19 protein-coding genes are annotated in these 15,307 nt (G+C 67.7%); 14 read left to right on the top strand and 5 right to left on the bottom strand.

Annotated features, from left to right (window positions below; translation table 11 throughout):
• The first annotated feature begins 64 nt into the window (after positions 1-64).
• Positions 65-712 carry a maleylpyruvate isomerase family mycothiol-dependent enzyme gene (locus ACQPYM_RS28545; protein WP_433006389.1) on the top strand — a complete coding sequence of 216 codons (648 nt, stop codon included), beginning with the start codon at positions 65-67 and terminating at the stop codon, positions 710-712.
• Complete coding sequence (locus tag ACQPYM_RS28540) at positions 709-1,434, top strand: aminoglycoside adenylyltransferase domain-containing protein (RefSeq protein ID WP_433006386.1); 726 nt, start codon at positions 709-711, stop codon at positions 1,432-1,434. Before ACQPYM_RS28545 ends, ACQPYM_RS28540 begins: the two co-directional genes overlap by 4 nt.
• Here ACQPYM_RS28540 and ACQPYM_RS28535 read toward each other — a convergent pair.
• The 4 genes from ACQPYM_RS28535 to ACQPYM_RS28520 are packed head-to-tail and all read right to left on the bottom strand — an operon-like array spanning position 1,424 to position 5,445.
• The gene (locus ACQPYM_RS28535; protein WP_360288064.1) at positions 1,424-2,251 is read right to left on the bottom strand and encodes a carbohydrate ABC transporter permease; all 828 of its coding nucleotides are present in this window, start codon (positions 2,249-2,251) and stop codon (positions 1,424-1,426) included. The genes ACQPYM_RS28540 and ACQPYM_RS28535 overlap by 11 nt on opposite strands.
• Positions 2,248-3,180 carry a carbohydrate ABC transporter permease gene (locus ACQPYM_RS28530; protein WP_433006382.1) on the bottom strand — a complete coding sequence of 311 codons (933 nt, stop codon included), beginning with the start codon at positions 3,178-3,180 and terminating at the stop codon, positions 2,248-2,250. Before ACQPYM_RS28530 ends, ACQPYM_RS28535 begins: the two co-directional genes overlap by 4 nt.
• A complete protein-coding gene (locus ACQPYM_RS28525) occupies positions 3,177-4,463 on the bottom strand; it encodes an ABC transporter substrate-binding protein (RefSeq protein ID WP_433006379.1) in 1,287 nt (428 codons plus the stop codon). Before ACQPYM_RS28525 ends, ACQPYM_RS28530 begins: the two co-directional genes overlap by 4 nt.
• 4 nt (positions 4,464-4,467) lie before the next feature.
• Positions 4,468-5,445: a carbohydrate kinase family protein gene (locus tag ACQPYM_RS28520; protein ID WP_433006376.1), complete on the bottom strand. Its 978-nt coding sequence runs from the start codon at positions 5,443-5,445 to the stop codon at positions 4,468-4,470.
• Positions 5,446-5,567: 122 nt separating this feature from the next.
• Between ACQPYM_RS28520 and ACQPYM_RS28515 the strand changes: the two genes are divergently transcribed.
• From ACQPYM_RS28515 to ACQPYM_RS28460, 12 genes are all read left to right on the top strand, one after another.
• Positions 5,568-6,320, top strand: coding sequence for a DeoR/GlpR family DNA-binding transcription regulator (locus ACQPYM_RS28515; RefSeq protein WP_433006373.1), 753 nt, complete (start codon positions 5,568-5,570; stop codon positions 6,318-6,320).
• A complete protein-coding gene (locus ACQPYM_RS28510; RefSeq protein ID WP_433006370.1) occupies positions 6,317-7,660 on the top strand; it encodes a 6-phospho-beta-glucosidase in 1,344 nt (447 codons plus the stop codon). The genes ACQPYM_RS28515 and ACQPYM_RS28510 overlap by 4 nt, the downstream gene beginning before the upstream one ends.
• 104 nt (positions 7,661-7,764) lie before the next feature.
• Entirely contained in the window at positions 7,765-7,893 is a 129-nt protein-coding gene (locus ACQPYM_RS28505) for a hypothetical protein (protein ID WP_433006367.1), read from the top strand.
• Between the two features lie 172 nt (positions 7,894-8,065).
• Positions 8,066-8,611 (top strand): 30S ribosomal protein S16, encoded by a 546-nt coding sequence (rpsP, locus tag ACQPYM_RS28500; protein ID WP_433006364.1) that lies wholly within the window; start codon positions 8,066-8,068, stop codon positions 8,609-8,611.
• A gap of 5 nt (positions 8,612-8,616) precedes the next feature.
• Positions 8,617-8,868 (top strand): RNA-binding protein, encoded by a 252-nt coding sequence (locus ACQPYM_RS28495; RefSeq protein ID WP_020389433.1) that lies wholly within the window; start codon positions 8,617-8,619, stop codon positions 8,866-8,868.
• 80 nt (positions 8,869-8,948) lie between these two features.
• The gene (gene rimM, locus ACQPYM_RS28490) at positions 8,949-9,497 is read left to right on the top strand and encodes a ribosome maturation factor RimM (RefSeq protein ID WP_433006361.1); all 549 of its coding nucleotides are present in this window, start codon (positions 8,949-8,951) and stop codon (positions 9,495-9,497) included.
• Positions 9,497-10,696 carry a tRNA (guanosine(37)-N1)-methyltransferase TrmD gene (gene trmD, locus ACQPYM_RS28485; RefSeq protein ID WP_433006358.1) on the top strand — a complete coding sequence of 400 codons (1,200 nt, stop codon included), beginning with the start codon at positions 9,497-9,499 and terminating at the stop codon, positions 10,694-10,696. The genes rimM and trmD overlap by 1 nt, the downstream gene beginning before the upstream one ends.
• A 236-nt stretch (positions 10,697-10,932) precedes the next feature.
• Positions 10,933-11,292: a 50S ribosomal protein L19 gene (rplS, locus tag ACQPYM_RS28480; RefSeq protein ID WP_360288044.1), complete on the top strand. Its 360-nt coding sequence runs from the start codon at positions 10,933-10,935 to the stop codon at positions 11,290-11,292.
• A gap of 119 nt (positions 11,293-11,411) precedes the next feature.
• Positions 11,412-12,059, top strand: a complete 648-nt coding sequence (lepB, locus tag ACQPYM_RS28475; RefSeq protein ID WP_433006354.1) for a signal peptidase I — start codon at positions 11,412-11,414, stop codon at positions 12,057-12,059.
• Complete coding sequence (gene lepB, locus ACQPYM_RS28470) at positions 12,056-12,820, top strand: signal peptidase I (RefSeq protein ID WP_433006351.1); 765 nt, start codon at positions 12,056-12,058, stop codon at positions 12,818-12,820. The genes lepB (ACQPYM_RS28475) and lepB (ACQPYM_RS28470) overlap by 4 nt, the downstream gene beginning before the upstream one ends.
• An 8-nt stretch (positions 12,821-12,828) precedes the next feature.
• Positions 12,829-13,527 (top strand): ribonuclease HII, encoded by a 699-nt coding sequence (locus ACQPYM_RS28465; RefSeq protein WP_433006348.1) that lies wholly within the window; start codon positions 12,829-12,831, stop codon positions 13,525-13,527.
• Entirely contained in the window at positions 13,524-13,847 is a 324-nt protein-coding gene (locus ACQPYM_RS28460) for a DUF2469 domain-containing protein (RefSeq protein WP_012922325.1), read from the top strand. Before ACQPYM_RS28465 ends, ACQPYM_RS28460 begins: the two co-directional genes overlap by 4 nt.
• 243 nt (positions 13,848-14,090) lie before the next feature.
• Here ACQPYM_RS28460 and dprA read toward each other — a convergent pair whose 3' ends face one another.
• The gene (gene dprA / locus ACQPYM_RS28455; protein ID WP_433006345.1) at positions 14,091-15,152 is read right to left on the bottom strand and encodes a DNA-processing protein DprA; all 1,062 of its coding nucleotides are present in this window, start codon (positions 15,150-15,152) and stop codon (positions 14,091-14,093) included.
• Positions 15,153-15,307: the final 155 nt, after the last annotated feature.

Below are 15,307 nucleotides of genomic sequence, written 5' to 3'. Positions count from 1 at the left end.
GCATGCCCTACTGCCCTCGGCGTTTCCTCTACCCGGGTAGAGGCTGGAGTGCCACACTCCGAGGATGAGTGAGCTGCCACAGTTGATCCGTACCGAACGTCTGGCGCTGGTCGACTTCCTCGAGACCCTCGGGCCGACGCAGTGGGCGACGCGGTCGTTGTGTGACGCGTGGACCGTCCAGGACGTCGCCGCCCACCTGGCCTGGACGCCGCGGTTGCGTCCCAGCGAGCTGCTTCCGGGGATCGTCAAGGCAGGCTTCCGGCTCAACAGGGCGAGCGCCGAGACGGCCAAACGGTGGGCCGAACGCGGCCCGGAAGCGATCGTCGCCCAGCTCCGCCAGAACGCCGAGACGAACGCCAAGCCGCCCGGCGTACCGGAGATCGCGGCCCTGGTCGACGCGGTGGTCCACGCGATCGACATCCGGCATCCGCTCAGCAGCCCGCGACCCGTTTCCCCCGAGGTCTTCGCCAAGGTGGCCAACTTCTCGGTCGAGGCGAAGTGGCCGATGACGGTGTCCGTCGGAGGCAGCGCGCGGAAGCGGCTGGCCGGAGTACGGCTGGTTGCCGACGGCTACGACTGGGCGTACGGGGAAGGCCACGAGGTGCACGCCTCCGGCGACACCGTACTGCGAATCCTCAACGGCCGAGGAGCCACCAGACAAGAGCTGACCGGCGACGGCGCCACCCACCTCGCCATGCGCCTCAACCCTTGACGGCCCCGGTGGTGCTGGACTTCGCCCGCGACCTCGCCGCGGTCCTGGCGGAGCTGCGCTCTGATCTCGTCGGTGTCTACCTGCACGGGTCCGCCGCCCTCGGTGGATTCGTTCCGGCTCGCAGCGACGTCGACATCCTGGTTGTGGTCGAGGAGTCCAGTGACGCCGAAGGGCGGCGCAAGTTGGGGGAGGCAATCGCCGCGGCCGCGCGAGACTGCCCGGGCGTGGGCTTGGAGTTGAGCGTGATCACGGCCGCGACCGCCCGGGAGTTGGGGAGTTGTCAGTACGAAGTACACGTCAACACCACGGGCACCGAGGCCGCAGTGGTGATCGGCGGCGACAGCGATACGGATCTGATCCTCCACTGTGCTGTCTGTCGCGCGCACGCGGTTGCTGTGGCTGGTCCGCCGGCCGAGCAGGTCTTCGGTGAGGTCAGCCGGGATCGGATCGTGCGGGCCACCCTCGACGAGCTGGACTGGGCGCTCGAGCACGCGCCGACGACGTACGCCGTACTCAACGCCTGCCGGGCGCTGCGCTTCGCAGTAGAAGGAATCCAGTGTTCGAAGGTCGAGGCTGCCGGGTGGTACCTGGAACGGCACCCGGACAATCCCGTCGTGCTCTCAGCGCTGGCGGCTCAGCGGGGCGATAGCGCTGAGCCGCCAGGCGCCGACGAGGCAAAGGACTTCGTCCGCGGCGTCACCAGCCAGCTCGTCAGCCTCTGATCGCGCCTTCGGTTGCGCCCTTGATGAACTGGCGGGCGAAGATCACGAAGACGATGATCAGGGGCACCATCGCCATCAGCGCACCCGTCATCACCATGCTGTAGTCGACGCCGTGGCTGCGGTTCAGCGATGACAGGGCGACCTGCAAGGTCAGGTGATCCGGGTTGGTCAGCACGATCAATGGCCAGAAGTAGTCGTTCCACGAGGCGACGAAGGTGAAGATGCCCAGGAACGCGAGCGCCGGCCGGGCCGACGGCAACGCCACGTGCCGGTAGACACCGAGGAAGCCGCAGCCGTCCAGCGTCGCCGCCTCGACCAGCTCGTCGTGGATGGAGTTCTGGAAGTACTGCCGCAACCAGAAGATGCCGAAGGCATTGGCCGCCGCCGGGATGATCAGTGCCTTCAGCGACCCGACCCAGCCGAACGCCGCCATCGTCTGGAACTGCGGTACCGCGCCCAGCTGCGCCGGCAGCAACATCGTCGCCAGAAGGATCACGAACAGCGCGTTCCGCCCAGGAAACCGGAACTTCGCGAACGTGAACGCGGCCAGCGAGTCGAACAACAGCACCAGCACAGTGGTCGAGACCGCCACGATCGCGGTGTTGCCCATCGACTGGAAGAACGCCACGTTCGCCAGTACTTCGCGGACGTTGTCGTCGAACTGCGAGCCGAAGGTGAACTTCGGCGGGAACCGGTAGATGTCGGACGTCGTGTTGGTGGCCATCACCAACGTCCAGTAGAACGGGAACAGGCAGAGCACCGCGGCGATCGCCAGCAGTGCGTGCAGCAGCACCCCGCGCCGGCTCACTCGCTTCATTGCTTGCCCCTTCCGCCGAGCAGTTTCCAGTTGATCGCGGTGAACAGCAGGACGAGCATGAAGATGCTCAGGGCAATCGCACCGGCGTACCCGTAGTCGTTGGCGAAGAACGCCTGGTTGTAGAAGTACATGACGATCGTCATGCCGCTCTGCCCGGTGCCGCCGTTGTTGCCGACCATCACCTGTGGTTCGGTGAAGGTCTGCAGGCCGCCGATCGTCGACATGATGACGGTGAACAGCACCACCGGCCGCAGTTGCGGCAGGGTGATCGAGAAGAACGTCCGGAACGGGCCGGCGCCGTCCATCTTGGCTGCCTCGTACTGCTCGGTCGGGATCGCCTGCAGGCCGGCCAGGTAGATGATCGTGTTGTAGCCGGCCCACTGCCACACGATCATCGTGGAGATCGCGATCTTGATGCCCCACGGCTGCCGGAGCCAGTCCTCGGTCGGCAGCCCGAGCGCGCGCAGCCCGGAGTTGATCAACCCGAAGTTCGTGCTGAAGACGGCGGCGAAGAAGATCGCCGCCGCCACCAGCGAGGTGATGTTCGGGATGAAGTACGCGATCCGGTAGATGCCCTTGAACCGGACCGCCGAGTGCAGCATCACCGCGAGTGCCATCGCGATCACCAGCGTCGGCGCGGTCGACATCACGAACAGCACGACCGTGTTCCACAGCGACAGCCAGAAGGTGCTGTCCTCGATCAGGTTGCGGAAGTTCTGCAGCCCGACCATCTGGCGCGGGCCGAACCCGTCCCAGCGCTGGAAGGCGAGCAGGATCGTGGAGGCGACCGGGTACAGCCCGAACACCAGGAAGATCAGGTAGAACGGCGACAGCGCCAGGTAGAAACGCCAGTACGACCAGACGCTGCGCCGGCGGTTCGCGTTCGGAGTACCGGTGCTCTTGACCGGTGCTGTCGCGGTCAGGGTCACTGCACGCCCTGACGCTTGCCGATCTGCTTCGCCTTCGCGACGGCCTCCGCCCAGGCGGCGTCCGAGGACTTCTTGCCCGCTTGGACCAGCTTGATCCCGTCGGTGAACGGTACGGCGATCGCGCTGTCGAGCGGAGCCTCGTAGGCGATCGGGATCGCCTTCGCGGCCGGCCCGAAGACCTCGATCGGCACCTGCCCGCCGAAGAACGGGTCGGCGGCCTTGAGCTGCGGCTTGTCGTAGGCGGCCGGCGCGGACGGGAAGATCTGCGCGTCCGCGAACGCCTTGGCCTGGTTGTCGGCGCTGAGCATGTACTTGATCACCTCGAGCGCGGCGGCCGGGTCGGCGGCGTTCTTGGTGATCGCCAGGAACGAGCCGCCGAAGTTCGCCGGGCCGCTCGGGGTCGGCGCGACCCGCCACTTGCCCACGCTGGTCTTGCAGGCGGCCTTGATGTCCAGCGCGACCCAGGCCGCACCGGTGACGGTGGGCACGGTGCCCTGGTCGAGGCCCGCGTTCCAGTCCGGCGACCCGCCGAGCGTCCGGCCGTCGACCTTCAGCGTGATCGCCTTCACCGCGGTGTCCCACGCCTTGCGGATGTGGTCCTGGTCGCCGATGAACTTGTTGTCCTTGTCGATGTAGCGCGCCGTGCCCTGGTTGACGATGGTGCCGTAGAGGTCGGCGGCGTCGGCCACGATCGGCGCCTTCGGGTTGGCCTTCTTCAGCTCGACCCCGGCGGCCAGGAAGTCGTCCCAGGTCTTCAGCTGCTCGGCCACCTTGGCCGGGTCGCCGGGCAGGCCGCCGGCGGTGAAGACGTCCTCGCGGTAGAACAGCGCGGTCGGGCCGATGTCGATCGGAAGGCCGAGCACCTTGCCGTCCAGCGTGGTGGCCTGCTTGACCTTCCACTCCAGGTAGTCGCCCAGGATCGAGTTGGCGCCGATCGTCTTGAGGTCCACGAACCGGTTGGCCTGCGGCAGCAGCGAGGCGATGTCCTCACCCTTGATGCCGGTGATGTCCGGGATCGACGTCCCACCGTTGAAGGTGGTGAGCAGCTTCTGCTTGAAGTCGCCGCCGACCTCGGAGTACTTGATGTGCTGGTCGGGGAAGTGCGCGATCGTGTCGTCCAGGACGGACTTGCCCAGGCCGCCCGGCCAGCACCACAACGCGATGTTCCCGGTCGCGTTCTTCTTCGCCGGTCCGGCGTCCATGCTGGACGAACAGCCGACGACCGATCCGCCGAGCATGGCGGCGAAGCCCCCGGCGAGCAGCGTCCGACGTGAGAGCTCCATGGTTCTACCTTCCTGACTGGTCGCGCAGGGGTGCGCTTCCGGAGTGCGCGCTGATCAGCGCCGCAAGGGATTGGTCTTCTGGGTGCTGCTGATGCCATCCGGCGAGGTCGGCCCAGGTCGGGGCCGCGTCGGCACCACCGAGCCGGGTCACGGACAACGCCGCCGTCAGGGCAGCGAACCGGACCCGCTCAGCGAGCGGCAGCTCCCACAACGTCGCCGCGATGAACCCGGCGGCGAACACATCACCCGCCCCGGTGGTGTCCGCCGCCGAGACCTGGACAGCCGGTACTACGACCCGCTCGCCGGAGCCCGCGTCGAGCGCGAGTGCTCCGTTCGCGCCGTCGGAGACGACAACCACGGGTACCTTCTCGGCCAACCGCACGAGCGCCTCGTCCGGCGTACTCGTGCGGGTGTAGCTCATCGCTTCGCCGGCGTTCGGCAGGAACACGTCGCAGTGCTCGAGCTGATCGAGTACCGCGGGGTCCCATCGCTCGGAGGGATCCCAGCCGACGTCGGCGAAGACCACGCTGCCGGCCGCCCGGGCCTTGGCGAGCCACTCGTTCGGCCAGGGACCGATGTGAGCGGCGACCGCACGGGCGGCCGGCGGCGTGGTGAGGAGCTCGTCGGCCGACAGCGGAGGAGGGGTACCCCTGGTGACCAGTGCCCGGTCGTTGTCATAGGCAAGGGCCACCGTGAGGGGCGTCTGCCAGCCGGCGAGCTTGCGGGAGAGAGTCAGATCGATGCCTTCGCCCTGTTCCAGCCGGTCCCACAGCCGGTCACCGAGGTCGTCGGCGCCGAAGGTCGCGGCCAGTCCCGTCCGCAGCCCGAGCCGGGCCAGCGCGACGGCGAAGTTGGCGATCCCGCCGGGGCTCTCGGCGGAGTCGTCCGCCCAGACCTCGGTGCCGGGGCGCGGCGCGGCGGGCAGGCCGAGCACCAGGTCGTGGAAGACCAGGCCGGACACCACCACGTCCAGGTCGCTCATCGGCACACTCCTGCAGGGTCGCTCAAAGTCGTGCATGCAGTGTGGAGCTTTCGAGCAGATTGCGCAATACCCTTGCACTTCGATGAGTGAATGTGACGGAGTTTGCGTGGTACGGTCTCTCCGTGTTGCCAAAGCAGCGGCAGGATCAGATCGTCCGTGCGCTTCGGGCCGACGGGGCCGGGGGCGTGAAAGTGCTGGCTGCCCAGCTCGGTGTCAGTGAGGCGACGATCCGGCGCGACCTCGAACAGCTGCACGAGCAGGGCCGGCTGACCCGCGTCTACGGCGGCGCGCTCGCCGTCGACGGCGGTGACGAACCCTTCGCCGAGGTCAGTGCTGTGCGCGCGTCGGAGAAGGACAAGATCGCGCGGCGCGCGGCCGCCCTGGTCAGCGACGGGCAGTCGGTGCTGCTGGACATCGGTACGACGGCCCACCGGGTCGCCCAGCACCTGCACGGCCGTTCGCTGACCGTGGTGACGAGCAACCTCGCTGTGCTGGAGGAGTTGCAGAACGACGAGGAGATCGAGCTGATCATCCTGGGCGGCTTCGTCCGGCGCAGCTACCGGTCACTCGTCGGCTATCTGACCGAGGAGTCGCTGCGCCAGATCCACGTCGACTGGCTGTTCCTCGGCACGTCCGGGGTCCGCCCCGACGGCCGGGTGATGGACAGCACGATGATCGAAGTACCGGTGAAGCGGGCAATGATCAAGGCCGCCGATCGCGTGGTGCTGCTGGCCGACGCGACGAAGTTCCCCGGCCACGGCGTCGCCCGCGTGTGCGAGCCGACCGAACTGTCCATGGTGGTGACCGAGCCGGGTGCCGACGAAGGAACCCGCGCACAGTTGGAGGAGGCTGGGGTACAGGTGGTGCTGACATGAGACTGACCATCCTCGGAGGCGGCGGGTTCCGGGTTCCGCTCGTTTATCAGGCTTTGCTGGGCGATCGGGGCGAGGGCCGGATCACGTCCGTCGTGCTCTACGACACCGACCGCTCCCGGCTGTCCTCCATCGGTGCCGTGCTCCGCCAGCAGGCCGCGCCGTACGCCGATGCGCCGGTGGTGACCGAGACGACCGACCTCGACGAGGCGTTGCGGGGTACCGACTTCGTCTTCTCGGCGATCCGGGTCGGTGGGCTCGAAGGGCGCACGATCGACGAGCGGGTCGCGCTCGACCTCGGCGTACTGGGTCAGGAGACCGTTGGCGCGGGCGGGATCGCGTACGCGCTCAGGACGTTGCCGGTGGCAACTGCAATTGCCCAGCGGATCGCGGCGCTGGCGCCCGAGGCGTGGGTCATCAACTTCACCAACCCGGCCGGGATGGTGACCGAGGCGATGATCCCGTACCTCGGGGATCGGGTGATCGGGATCTGCGACTCGCCTTCAGGGCTGGGGCGTCGGGCGGCTTTGGCTTTGGGGCTGGATGCTTCGTCGGTCTTCTACGACTATGCCGGGCTGAATCACCTGGGTTGGTTGCGTGGGTTGCAGTCGGGTGGGGCGGACCACCTGCCGGCGTTGCTTGCGGATCCTGCTGCGCTGGGGGATTTCGAGGAGGGGCGGCTGTTCGGGGTCGAGTGGCTGCGGTCGTTGGGGTCGATCCCCAATGAGTACCTGCACTACTACTACTTCGCCCGGGAGACGCTGGCCGCAGTACAGGCGGTTGAGCAGACTCGCGGGACGTTCTTGCTGGAGCAGCAGTCGCGCTTCTACGCGGAGACGGCTGAGCAGCCTGGGAATGCCCTGGAGCTGTGGCAGAAGACGCGGGCCGAGCGGGAATCGACGTACATGGTCGAGAGTCGCGCGGTGGCCGATGCGGGGGAGCGGGACGAGCGGGACATGTCGGCGGGCGGGTACGAGCAGGTCGCGCTGTCGCTGATGCGCGCGATCGCCCACAACGAGCGGGCCTCGCTGATCCTGAACGTCCGCAACCGCGGCACCCTGCGGCACCTGGACGACGACGCCGTGGTGGAGATCCCGTGCACGGTCGACGCCAACGGCGCCCGCCCGGTCGCGGTCTCCCAACTCACCGACCACCAGGCCGGCCTGGTCTGCGCCGTCAAAGCCGTCGAACGCTCCACCATCGAAGCCGCCACCACAGGCTCCCGCTCCGCCGCCATCCGAGCCTTCGCCTGGCACCCCCTCATAGACTCAGTAACCGCCGCCCACCAACTCCTGGACGGCTACGCCACCCACCTCCCAGACCTGGCAGCCTTCCGCAGTTGACCCGCCCGCGTGCCACCGTCGGTCGGCAGCGGCTTGCGAGGCTCTCGCAGTAACCGGGGGAGCCTGCGGCGGGATGCCCGTGCGGTCGGTTGCTGGTGGTTGGGGTGCAGGCGGGGCTGGGCGACGTGGGCCTGCAGGTCGGCTGGCGGCTGCCTGCGGGAACCTCCGCAGTAGCTGATGGAGCCGGTGGCGGGAAGAACCGCGGCGGGTTGCTGGTGGTCGGAGTACCGTGAATTGGTTTGACGTAGCTGGATCTGGCAGAATGTTGGGCTGAGTCCGTCCGGATCGCGTGCAGCCCTCTAACTCCACGTCCCGGCCGGCCCATTCGAGTGGTCACCCGTTGTCCCCACGACGCCGGTGCGCCGCTCAACCAAGACATGAAATCCCGAGGGAGACCCCACAAACGTGGCAGTCAAGATCCGTTTGAAGCGCATCGGCAAGAAGCGTGCGCCGCACTACCGCATCGTCGTGATGGACGCCCGCGCCAAGCGTGACGGCCGCGCCATCGAGGAGATCGGCAAGTACAACCCGAAGACCGAGCCGTCGTTCATCCACGTCGAGTCGGACCGGGCGCAGTACTGGCTGGGCGTCGGCGCGCAGCCGACCGAGGCCGTCGAGGCGATCTTCAAGGCCAGCGGTGACTGGCAGAAGTTCAAGGGTCTGGACGCGCCGCCGCCGCTGCGGGTCAAGGAGCCGAAGCGCGACAAGCAGGAGATCTTCAACGAGGCCCTCGCCGAGGCGCACGGCACGCTGAAGACCGAGGCCGTCACCAAGAAGGCCGCCGCCAAGAAGGCGGAGCCGAAGGCTGACAAGAAGGCCGAGGCGAAGGCTGACGAGGCCAAGACCGACGAGGTCAAGGCCGACGAGGTCAAGGCCGATGACGTCAAGGCTGACGAGGCGCCCGCCGCGGAGGCTGCCGCCGACGCGCCGGCCGACGACGCCAAGGCCTGACGATGATGGAGACCGAGGCGCTCGAGCACCTGGTCCGAGGCATCGTGGACAACCCTGACGACGTCAGCGTCCGGTCCCGCAACCTGCGGCGCGGACGCACCCTCGAGGTGCACGTGCACCCCGACGACATCGGCAAGGTGATCGGCCGCAACGGCCGGACGGCGACCGCGATCCGGACCGTAGTCGGAGCGCTCAGCTCCGAGCAGTCGGTCCGCATCGACTTCGTCGACGAGTTCAACCGGCGCCCGCGCCGCTGACCTCGAACAGTCCCCGAAGGGCCGTACCCACTGGGTGCGGCCCTTCTCTGCATCAACTGGTGGGAAAGTAGGAAACTGCGGTGCTGGTGATCGTTGGCCGGATCGGTCGGGCGCATGGGATCAAGGGCGACGTCGGGATGATCGTCCGGACGGATGATCCTGACCTGCGGTTCGCCGAGGGGGCTCGGTTGGTGACGGTGTCGGAGCCGCCGCGGACGCTGACCGTGGAGTCCAGCCGCTGGCACAGTGGCCGGTTGCTGGTGAAATTCGTCGAGTCGCCGGACCGGACCGCCGCCGAGCAGTTGCGGAACCTGGAGGTCCAGGCCGAGATCGGCGAGGACGAGCGTCCCGAGGACCCGGAGGAGTACTACGACCGCGAGCTGATCGGGCTCAAGGTACGGACCACCGACGGGGTCGAGGCCGGCGAGGTCATCGACGTGATCCACCTGCCGTCGCAGGACCTCCTGGAGATCCGTCGCCCGGCAGGGAACGCAGTACTGGTGCCGCTGGTCGAGGAGCTGGTGCCGGAGATCGACCTCGGGGCGAAGTACGTGACTGTGGCCGACCGCCCGGGGCTGCTCGATCCGGAGGGCGCCGAGGTCGTCCCGGCGGAACCTGGAGACAGCTGATGAGGCTGGACGTCTTCTCCATCTTCCCGGAGTACCTGGCGGCCCTGGACGTCTCCCTGGTGGGCAAGGCGGCCAAGAGCGGCCTCCTGGACGTCCGGGTGCACGACCTGCGCGACTGGACCCACGACCGGCACCGCACGGTCGACGACACCCCGTACGGCGGTGGCGCGGGCATGGTGATGAAGCCGCAGCCGTGGGGAGAGGCGTTTGACGCAGTACTGCCTGCTGACGGGCCCTCCCAGCCGCGACTGATCGTGCCGACGCCTGCTGGCCGGCCGTTCAGCCAGGAGCTGGCCTACGAGCTGGCGGCCGAGCCCTGGCTGGCCTTCGCCTGTGGCCGGTACGAGGGGATCGACGCCCGAGTGGCGGCCCACGCTGCCGAGAGAATGCAGGTCGACGAGATCTCCATCGGCGACTACGTGCTGAACGGCGGGGAGGTCGCTGTACTGGTCATGGTGGAGGCGATTGCCCGCCTGCTGCCCGGGGTGATCGGAAACCCGGAGTCCCTGGCCGAGGAGTCGCACTCCGGTCATGGGCTGCTGGAGTACCCGGTCTATACGAAGCCACCGTCGTGGCGCGGGCACGACGTACCGGAGGTCCTCCTGTCGGGCAACCACAAGCTGATTGCCGAGTGGCGCCACGACGAGTCTGTACGGCGGACTGCCGAGCGCAGGCCGGACCTCTTGGCGGCGTGGGGGAGCTCCATGCCTGCCGAGGACGACCCGGCTTCGCAGGTTCGGCTGCTGCCCGCGACCGAGGAGGATGCGGGGGAGCTGCTCACCCTGCAGCGAGCCACCTTCCTCACGGAGGCGCAGGCGTATGGCGACCTGTCCATACCGCCTTTGCTGGAGTCGCTGGAGGAGTGTTCGGCCCGCATTGCCGAAGGGCTGGTCTGGAAGGCTGTGGCGGGTAGCCGGATCATCGGGTCGATCCAGTTGGCCATCTCGGGCTCAGTCGGCCGGATCGGGCGGCTGATGGTCGCACCGGACTGGCAGCGCAAGGGGATCGCGGCCAAGCTGCTGCAGGTCGCCGAGAAGACGGCGCCCGCCGAGGTCACGTCGTACGAGCTGTTCACGGGGGCGGCCAGTGAGCGCAACCTGCAGATCTACCGCAACGCCGGCTACCGCGAGATCAAGCGGGAACGGCAGACGGAGAAGGTCGAGCTGGTGCTGCTGGCCAAGCGCCGCCGGCGGCGCTGACCGGACCACTGAGTCGGCGGTGCTGGACCGGCACCGCTGGACTGGCGCCGCTGGACCGGCGCCGCCGCGCACCGAGGCGGCTGATTTCGTCGCGGTCGGTGCGTGTGGCAAACTTGGTCGCTGTTGCCATACGGTGCTCCTGCCACAGGGGGTGACCACCGGATGACAGCATCTTCGACTCTCACACCGAGCACATTCGTGGGTGACCTGTGGCACGCGCGAGGAAGAGACACCTGATGAGCAACATCCTGAACGAGCTCGACAACGCGAGCAAGCGTGACGACATCCCCGCCTTCCGCGCCGGTGACACGGTCAACGTGCACGTCAAGGTCGTCGAAGGCAACCGCTCCCGCGTGCAGGTGTTCAAGGGCGTCGTGATCCGGCGCCAGGGTGGTGGCCTGCAGGAGACCTTCACGGTCCGCAAGGTCAGCTTCGGTGTCGGTGTCGAGCGGACCTTCCCGCTGCACACCCCGATCGTCGACAAGGTCGAGGTCGTCACCCGCGGCGCCGTCCGTCGCGCCAAGCTGTACTACCTGCGCGACCTGCGCGGCAAGGCCGCCAAGATCAAGGAGAAGCGGGACGTCCCGGCCTCCTGATCGTCTACTGACGACGGTCAGGTATGGCGCCGAGCACCGCGACGCGCGCTCGCCCGCCAGCCAGGAGGGCACGTCGCACCAAGGGACGTCACCGTAGGCTCAAACAGCGCAACCCGCTGATGAGCCTGCTGATCGAGATGACCACCGTGACGGTGCTCGCGCTGGTCATCACGGTCGTCCTGCGGCTCTTCGTCGCCGAGGCGTTCTACGTGCCCTCGGAGTCGATGTACGACACGCTCACGACCAACGACCGGATCCTGGCCGAGAAGGTCAGTTATCTGCACCGCGACGTCGACCGCGGTGACATCGTCGTCTTCAAGGACCCGGCCAATTGGCTGAACGAGGCGCCGAAGACTCCCGGTACGCTGCGCCAGCTCGGCGAGTTCGTCGGGATCCTGCCGCGCAGCGGTGAGGGTCACCTGGTCAAACGGGTGATCGGCGTGGCCGGCGACAAGGTGGTCTGCTGCAACAAGGCCGGGCAGATCGCGGTGAACAACATCGCGCTGGACGAGCGGGAGTACCTGCTCAAGGACGCCAAGGCGTCGAACTCGCCGTTCACCGTCGTGGTGCCACCTGGTTCACTGTGGGTGATGGGTGACAACAGGGCCGAATCCGCTGACTCCCGCGCGCACATGGGTGGTCCCGGTGGCGGGTTCGTTCCCGTCGAGCACGTGGTTGGCCGTGCCTGTTGCGTAATCTGGCCGTCTGACCGGATGACGATGCTGCGTCCTCCGGAAACCTTCAAGAAGCCGGGGCTGAAGAAGTGACTGAGACACCGACCGCGACGAAAGAGAAACCCGCCCACCGCTCCGGCCTCGCGGCTGCCGCTCGCGAGTTCGTGCTGATCGTGGTCGGTGCTCTGATCGTCTCGTCGATCCTGCGGGCCTTCGTCGGCCAGATGTTCATCATTCCGAGCGAGTCGATGCAGAACACGCTGCTGGTCAGTGACCGCGTCGTGGTGGAGAAACTGACCAGCGTCGAGCGTGGTGACGTGGTCGTGTTCGAGGACCCGGGCGGCTGGCTGGGCAGCGAGGAGAGCGGCCAGAAGCGCGGCTCGGTCGGCCGGTTCTTCGAGGTTGTCGGTCTGCTCCCGGATTCCAGCCACGGACACCTGATCAAGCGCCTGGTCGGGATGCCGGGCGACAAGGTCGCCTGCTGCGACTCCAAGGGCCGGCTGATGGTGAACGGCCAGCCGCTCGAGGAGAGCGCCTACCTGTACCCCGGTGACGCCGCCTCGGCGATGGAGTTCCAGGTCACCGTGCCGGCTGGCAAGGTCTTCCTGATGGGCGACCACCGGTCCGAGTCGGGCGACTCGCGGGTGCACCTGAGCGACACCGGGCCCGACGGTGGGAGCCCGGGCGACTCGGCCTTCGTACCGATGGACAAGATCACCGGGCGCGCGATCCTGGTGGTCTGGCCGGCCAACAGGTTCGGCAAACTGGACGTACCGGATACCTTCAAGTCGATACCGGCACCCGGGCCGGCTCCCGACAAACCCTCGATCTCCCTCACACCACCCCCCAAGTGAGTTGATGGATGAGCGCACTTCCGCGCGGCAGCACCATCCGGCGTGACGCCGGGCTGTACGGGTACGAGCGCGCCCTGCGGCGGGTCGGTCTCGACCCGATCGCCGGGGTCGACGAGGCGGGCCGCGGTCCGTGCGCCGGCCCGCTGGTCGCTGCCGCGGTGATCCTGCCGGACGGCAAACGCGGCCAGATCCCGGAACTCGCCGACTCCAAGCTGCTCACCGCCAAGGCGCGGGAGCGCTGCTACGACCAGATCCGCGACCGGGCTCTGGCCTGGTCGGTGGTCTCGATCGAGGCGGCCGAGTGCGACCGGCTGGGCATGCACGTCGCGAACGTGGAGGCGCTCCGCCGGGCGATCTTCCTGCTCGACCTGCGCCCGCAGTACGTGCTGACCGACGGGTTCGGGGTGGACGGCCTCGGCGTACCGGGGCTGGCGATCTGGAAAGGTGACCGGGTGGCAGCCTGCATCGCGGCCGCCTCGGTGATCGCCAAAGTGACCCGGGACCGGATCATGCAGCACTGGCACGAGGTGTACCCGCAGTACGATTTCGCGGTTCACAAGGGCTACTGCACCCCGGAACACCAGGCGGCACTGGACGAATACGGCCCGTGTCCACAACACAGACGGCGGTTCGAGAATGTCCGCCGCAGTATGCGGCCCGATATGGGACAGAATGTCACCAGTCCCACCGGAGTGGAGAGCCGATGAGTGCTGACGACCTTGAGAAGTACGAGACCGATATGGAGCTACAGCTCTATCGGGAGTACAAGGACGTCGTCGGGATCTTCAAGTACGTGGTGGAGACCGAACGACGCTTCTATCTGTGCAACGCGGTCGACCTGAAAGTCCGCACCGAGGGCGGCGACGTCTACTTCGAGGTGACGATGGCCGACGCCTGGGTCTGGGACGTCTACCGCTCCGCCCGTTTCGTCAAAAACGCCAAAGTCGTCACCTTCCGCGACGTCAACATCGAAGAACTGGCCAAATCAGACCTGGAAGTCCCCAAAGACTCAGACTTCGGCCGCTAACCAGGCACCGGCAGGCCGCTAGCCCGGCGCTGGCCAGCCCCTGACCGGGGTTGGTTCTCGGGCTTGGCCATATACGCAATCGCTACTGTGCGTTACGGTCATGTGCGGTGCGTCACCGATGTCCCGACGAGGGCGGGAGCGACCCGGTCAGCACGCGCGGATCGGAGACGGCGGCACGCATGGCCGGGTCACCGGCAGCCAACGAACCGTGCAGCCCCACCCACCACCGAACTCTTGGGGTGGTCAGAGGGATTGGCGGTGGGTGGGGGAGAGGCGCCAGCCGGAGTCGGTGTATTCGATGAGGTTGGCTTCGGCGAGGGTTTCCAGGCACTCCTGGGTGGTGTCGAGGTCCAGGCCGGCGGTGGTGGCGATTCGGAGGGCCTGGGCGGGGCGTAGTACGGGGACTGCGTCGAGGGTGCGGCTGAGTTCGTGGTCGAGGTCGTCGGTGGGGTTGGCGGGGGCGTGGGGGTAGGCCGTCACGTGGGTGCCGATCGGGGAGATCGCCTCGAGGATGTCGGCGACGTTCGTGGCCAGGACGGCGTTGCGTTCGCGGATCAGGAGGTGGGCGCCCTCCGACATCCGGGAGGTGATCGGGCCCGGTACGGCGAGCACTTGACGTCCGCATTGCTCGGCCCAGCCGGCGCTGTTCAACGCGCCGCTGCGGACCGCGGCTTCGACCACGACGGTGCCAAGGGTGCTCGCGGCAATCAATCTGTTGCGGGCCAGGAAGCGCAGCTTGGTCGGTGAGCATCTCGGCGGGAGTTCGCTGACCAGCAAGCCCGTTTCGGCGATGCGGTCGAAGAGTGCGGTGTTGCTCTTCGGATAACTGACATCGACTCCACAAGCCAGCACGGCAACGGTCGGACCGCCGCTCGCGAGGGCTCCACGGTGAGCCGCGGCATCGATGCCATAAGCGCCGCCGGAAACCACTGTCACACCTTCATCCGCAAGACCGGCGGCCAGCTCGGAGGCCGCGTGTTCGCCGTACGACGAGCAGGCGCGGGCACCGACCATGGCAACGGATTTCTCCAGCGTCTGCCGCAGATGCGCCGGCCCTCGAACCCAAAGCCCGAACGGTACGCCGCCGCGACGGCCCTGCTGCCCCGCATCCGCCAGCACCTCGACCTGCTCGGGCCATTCGTCATCACCCGGAATGACGAACCGGGCGCCCGCCTCGACGGCGCGCTCCAGATCAGCCTCTGGTCGAGCCTCCGCAACCCGAGCAGACCATCGCTCGAACATCGGCCGCTTCTCCTGCAACGCCAGCCACAGCTCCTGAACCTCCAGCCCGCTGAACGCAGCCACCGCCGCAGGATCCCCAGGCTCAACCACCCGAGCCAACCCGGCCCGAGCAACCCGCTCCGCATCCCACCCAACTGCACCCCCAACAGGAAACTGCCCAGCACTTCCCGGCGCCCGCCCCGAAGTCGACAGCAAGCTCTCCTCACCCTCAAACACCC

The organism is Kribbella sp. CA-294648 (genome assembly GCF_050943845.1).
Lineage (GTDB): Bacteria > Actinomycetota > Actinomycetes > Propionibacteriales > Kribbellaceae > Kribbella.
This window is presented reverse-complemented; position numbering and strand designations above follow the sequence as displayed.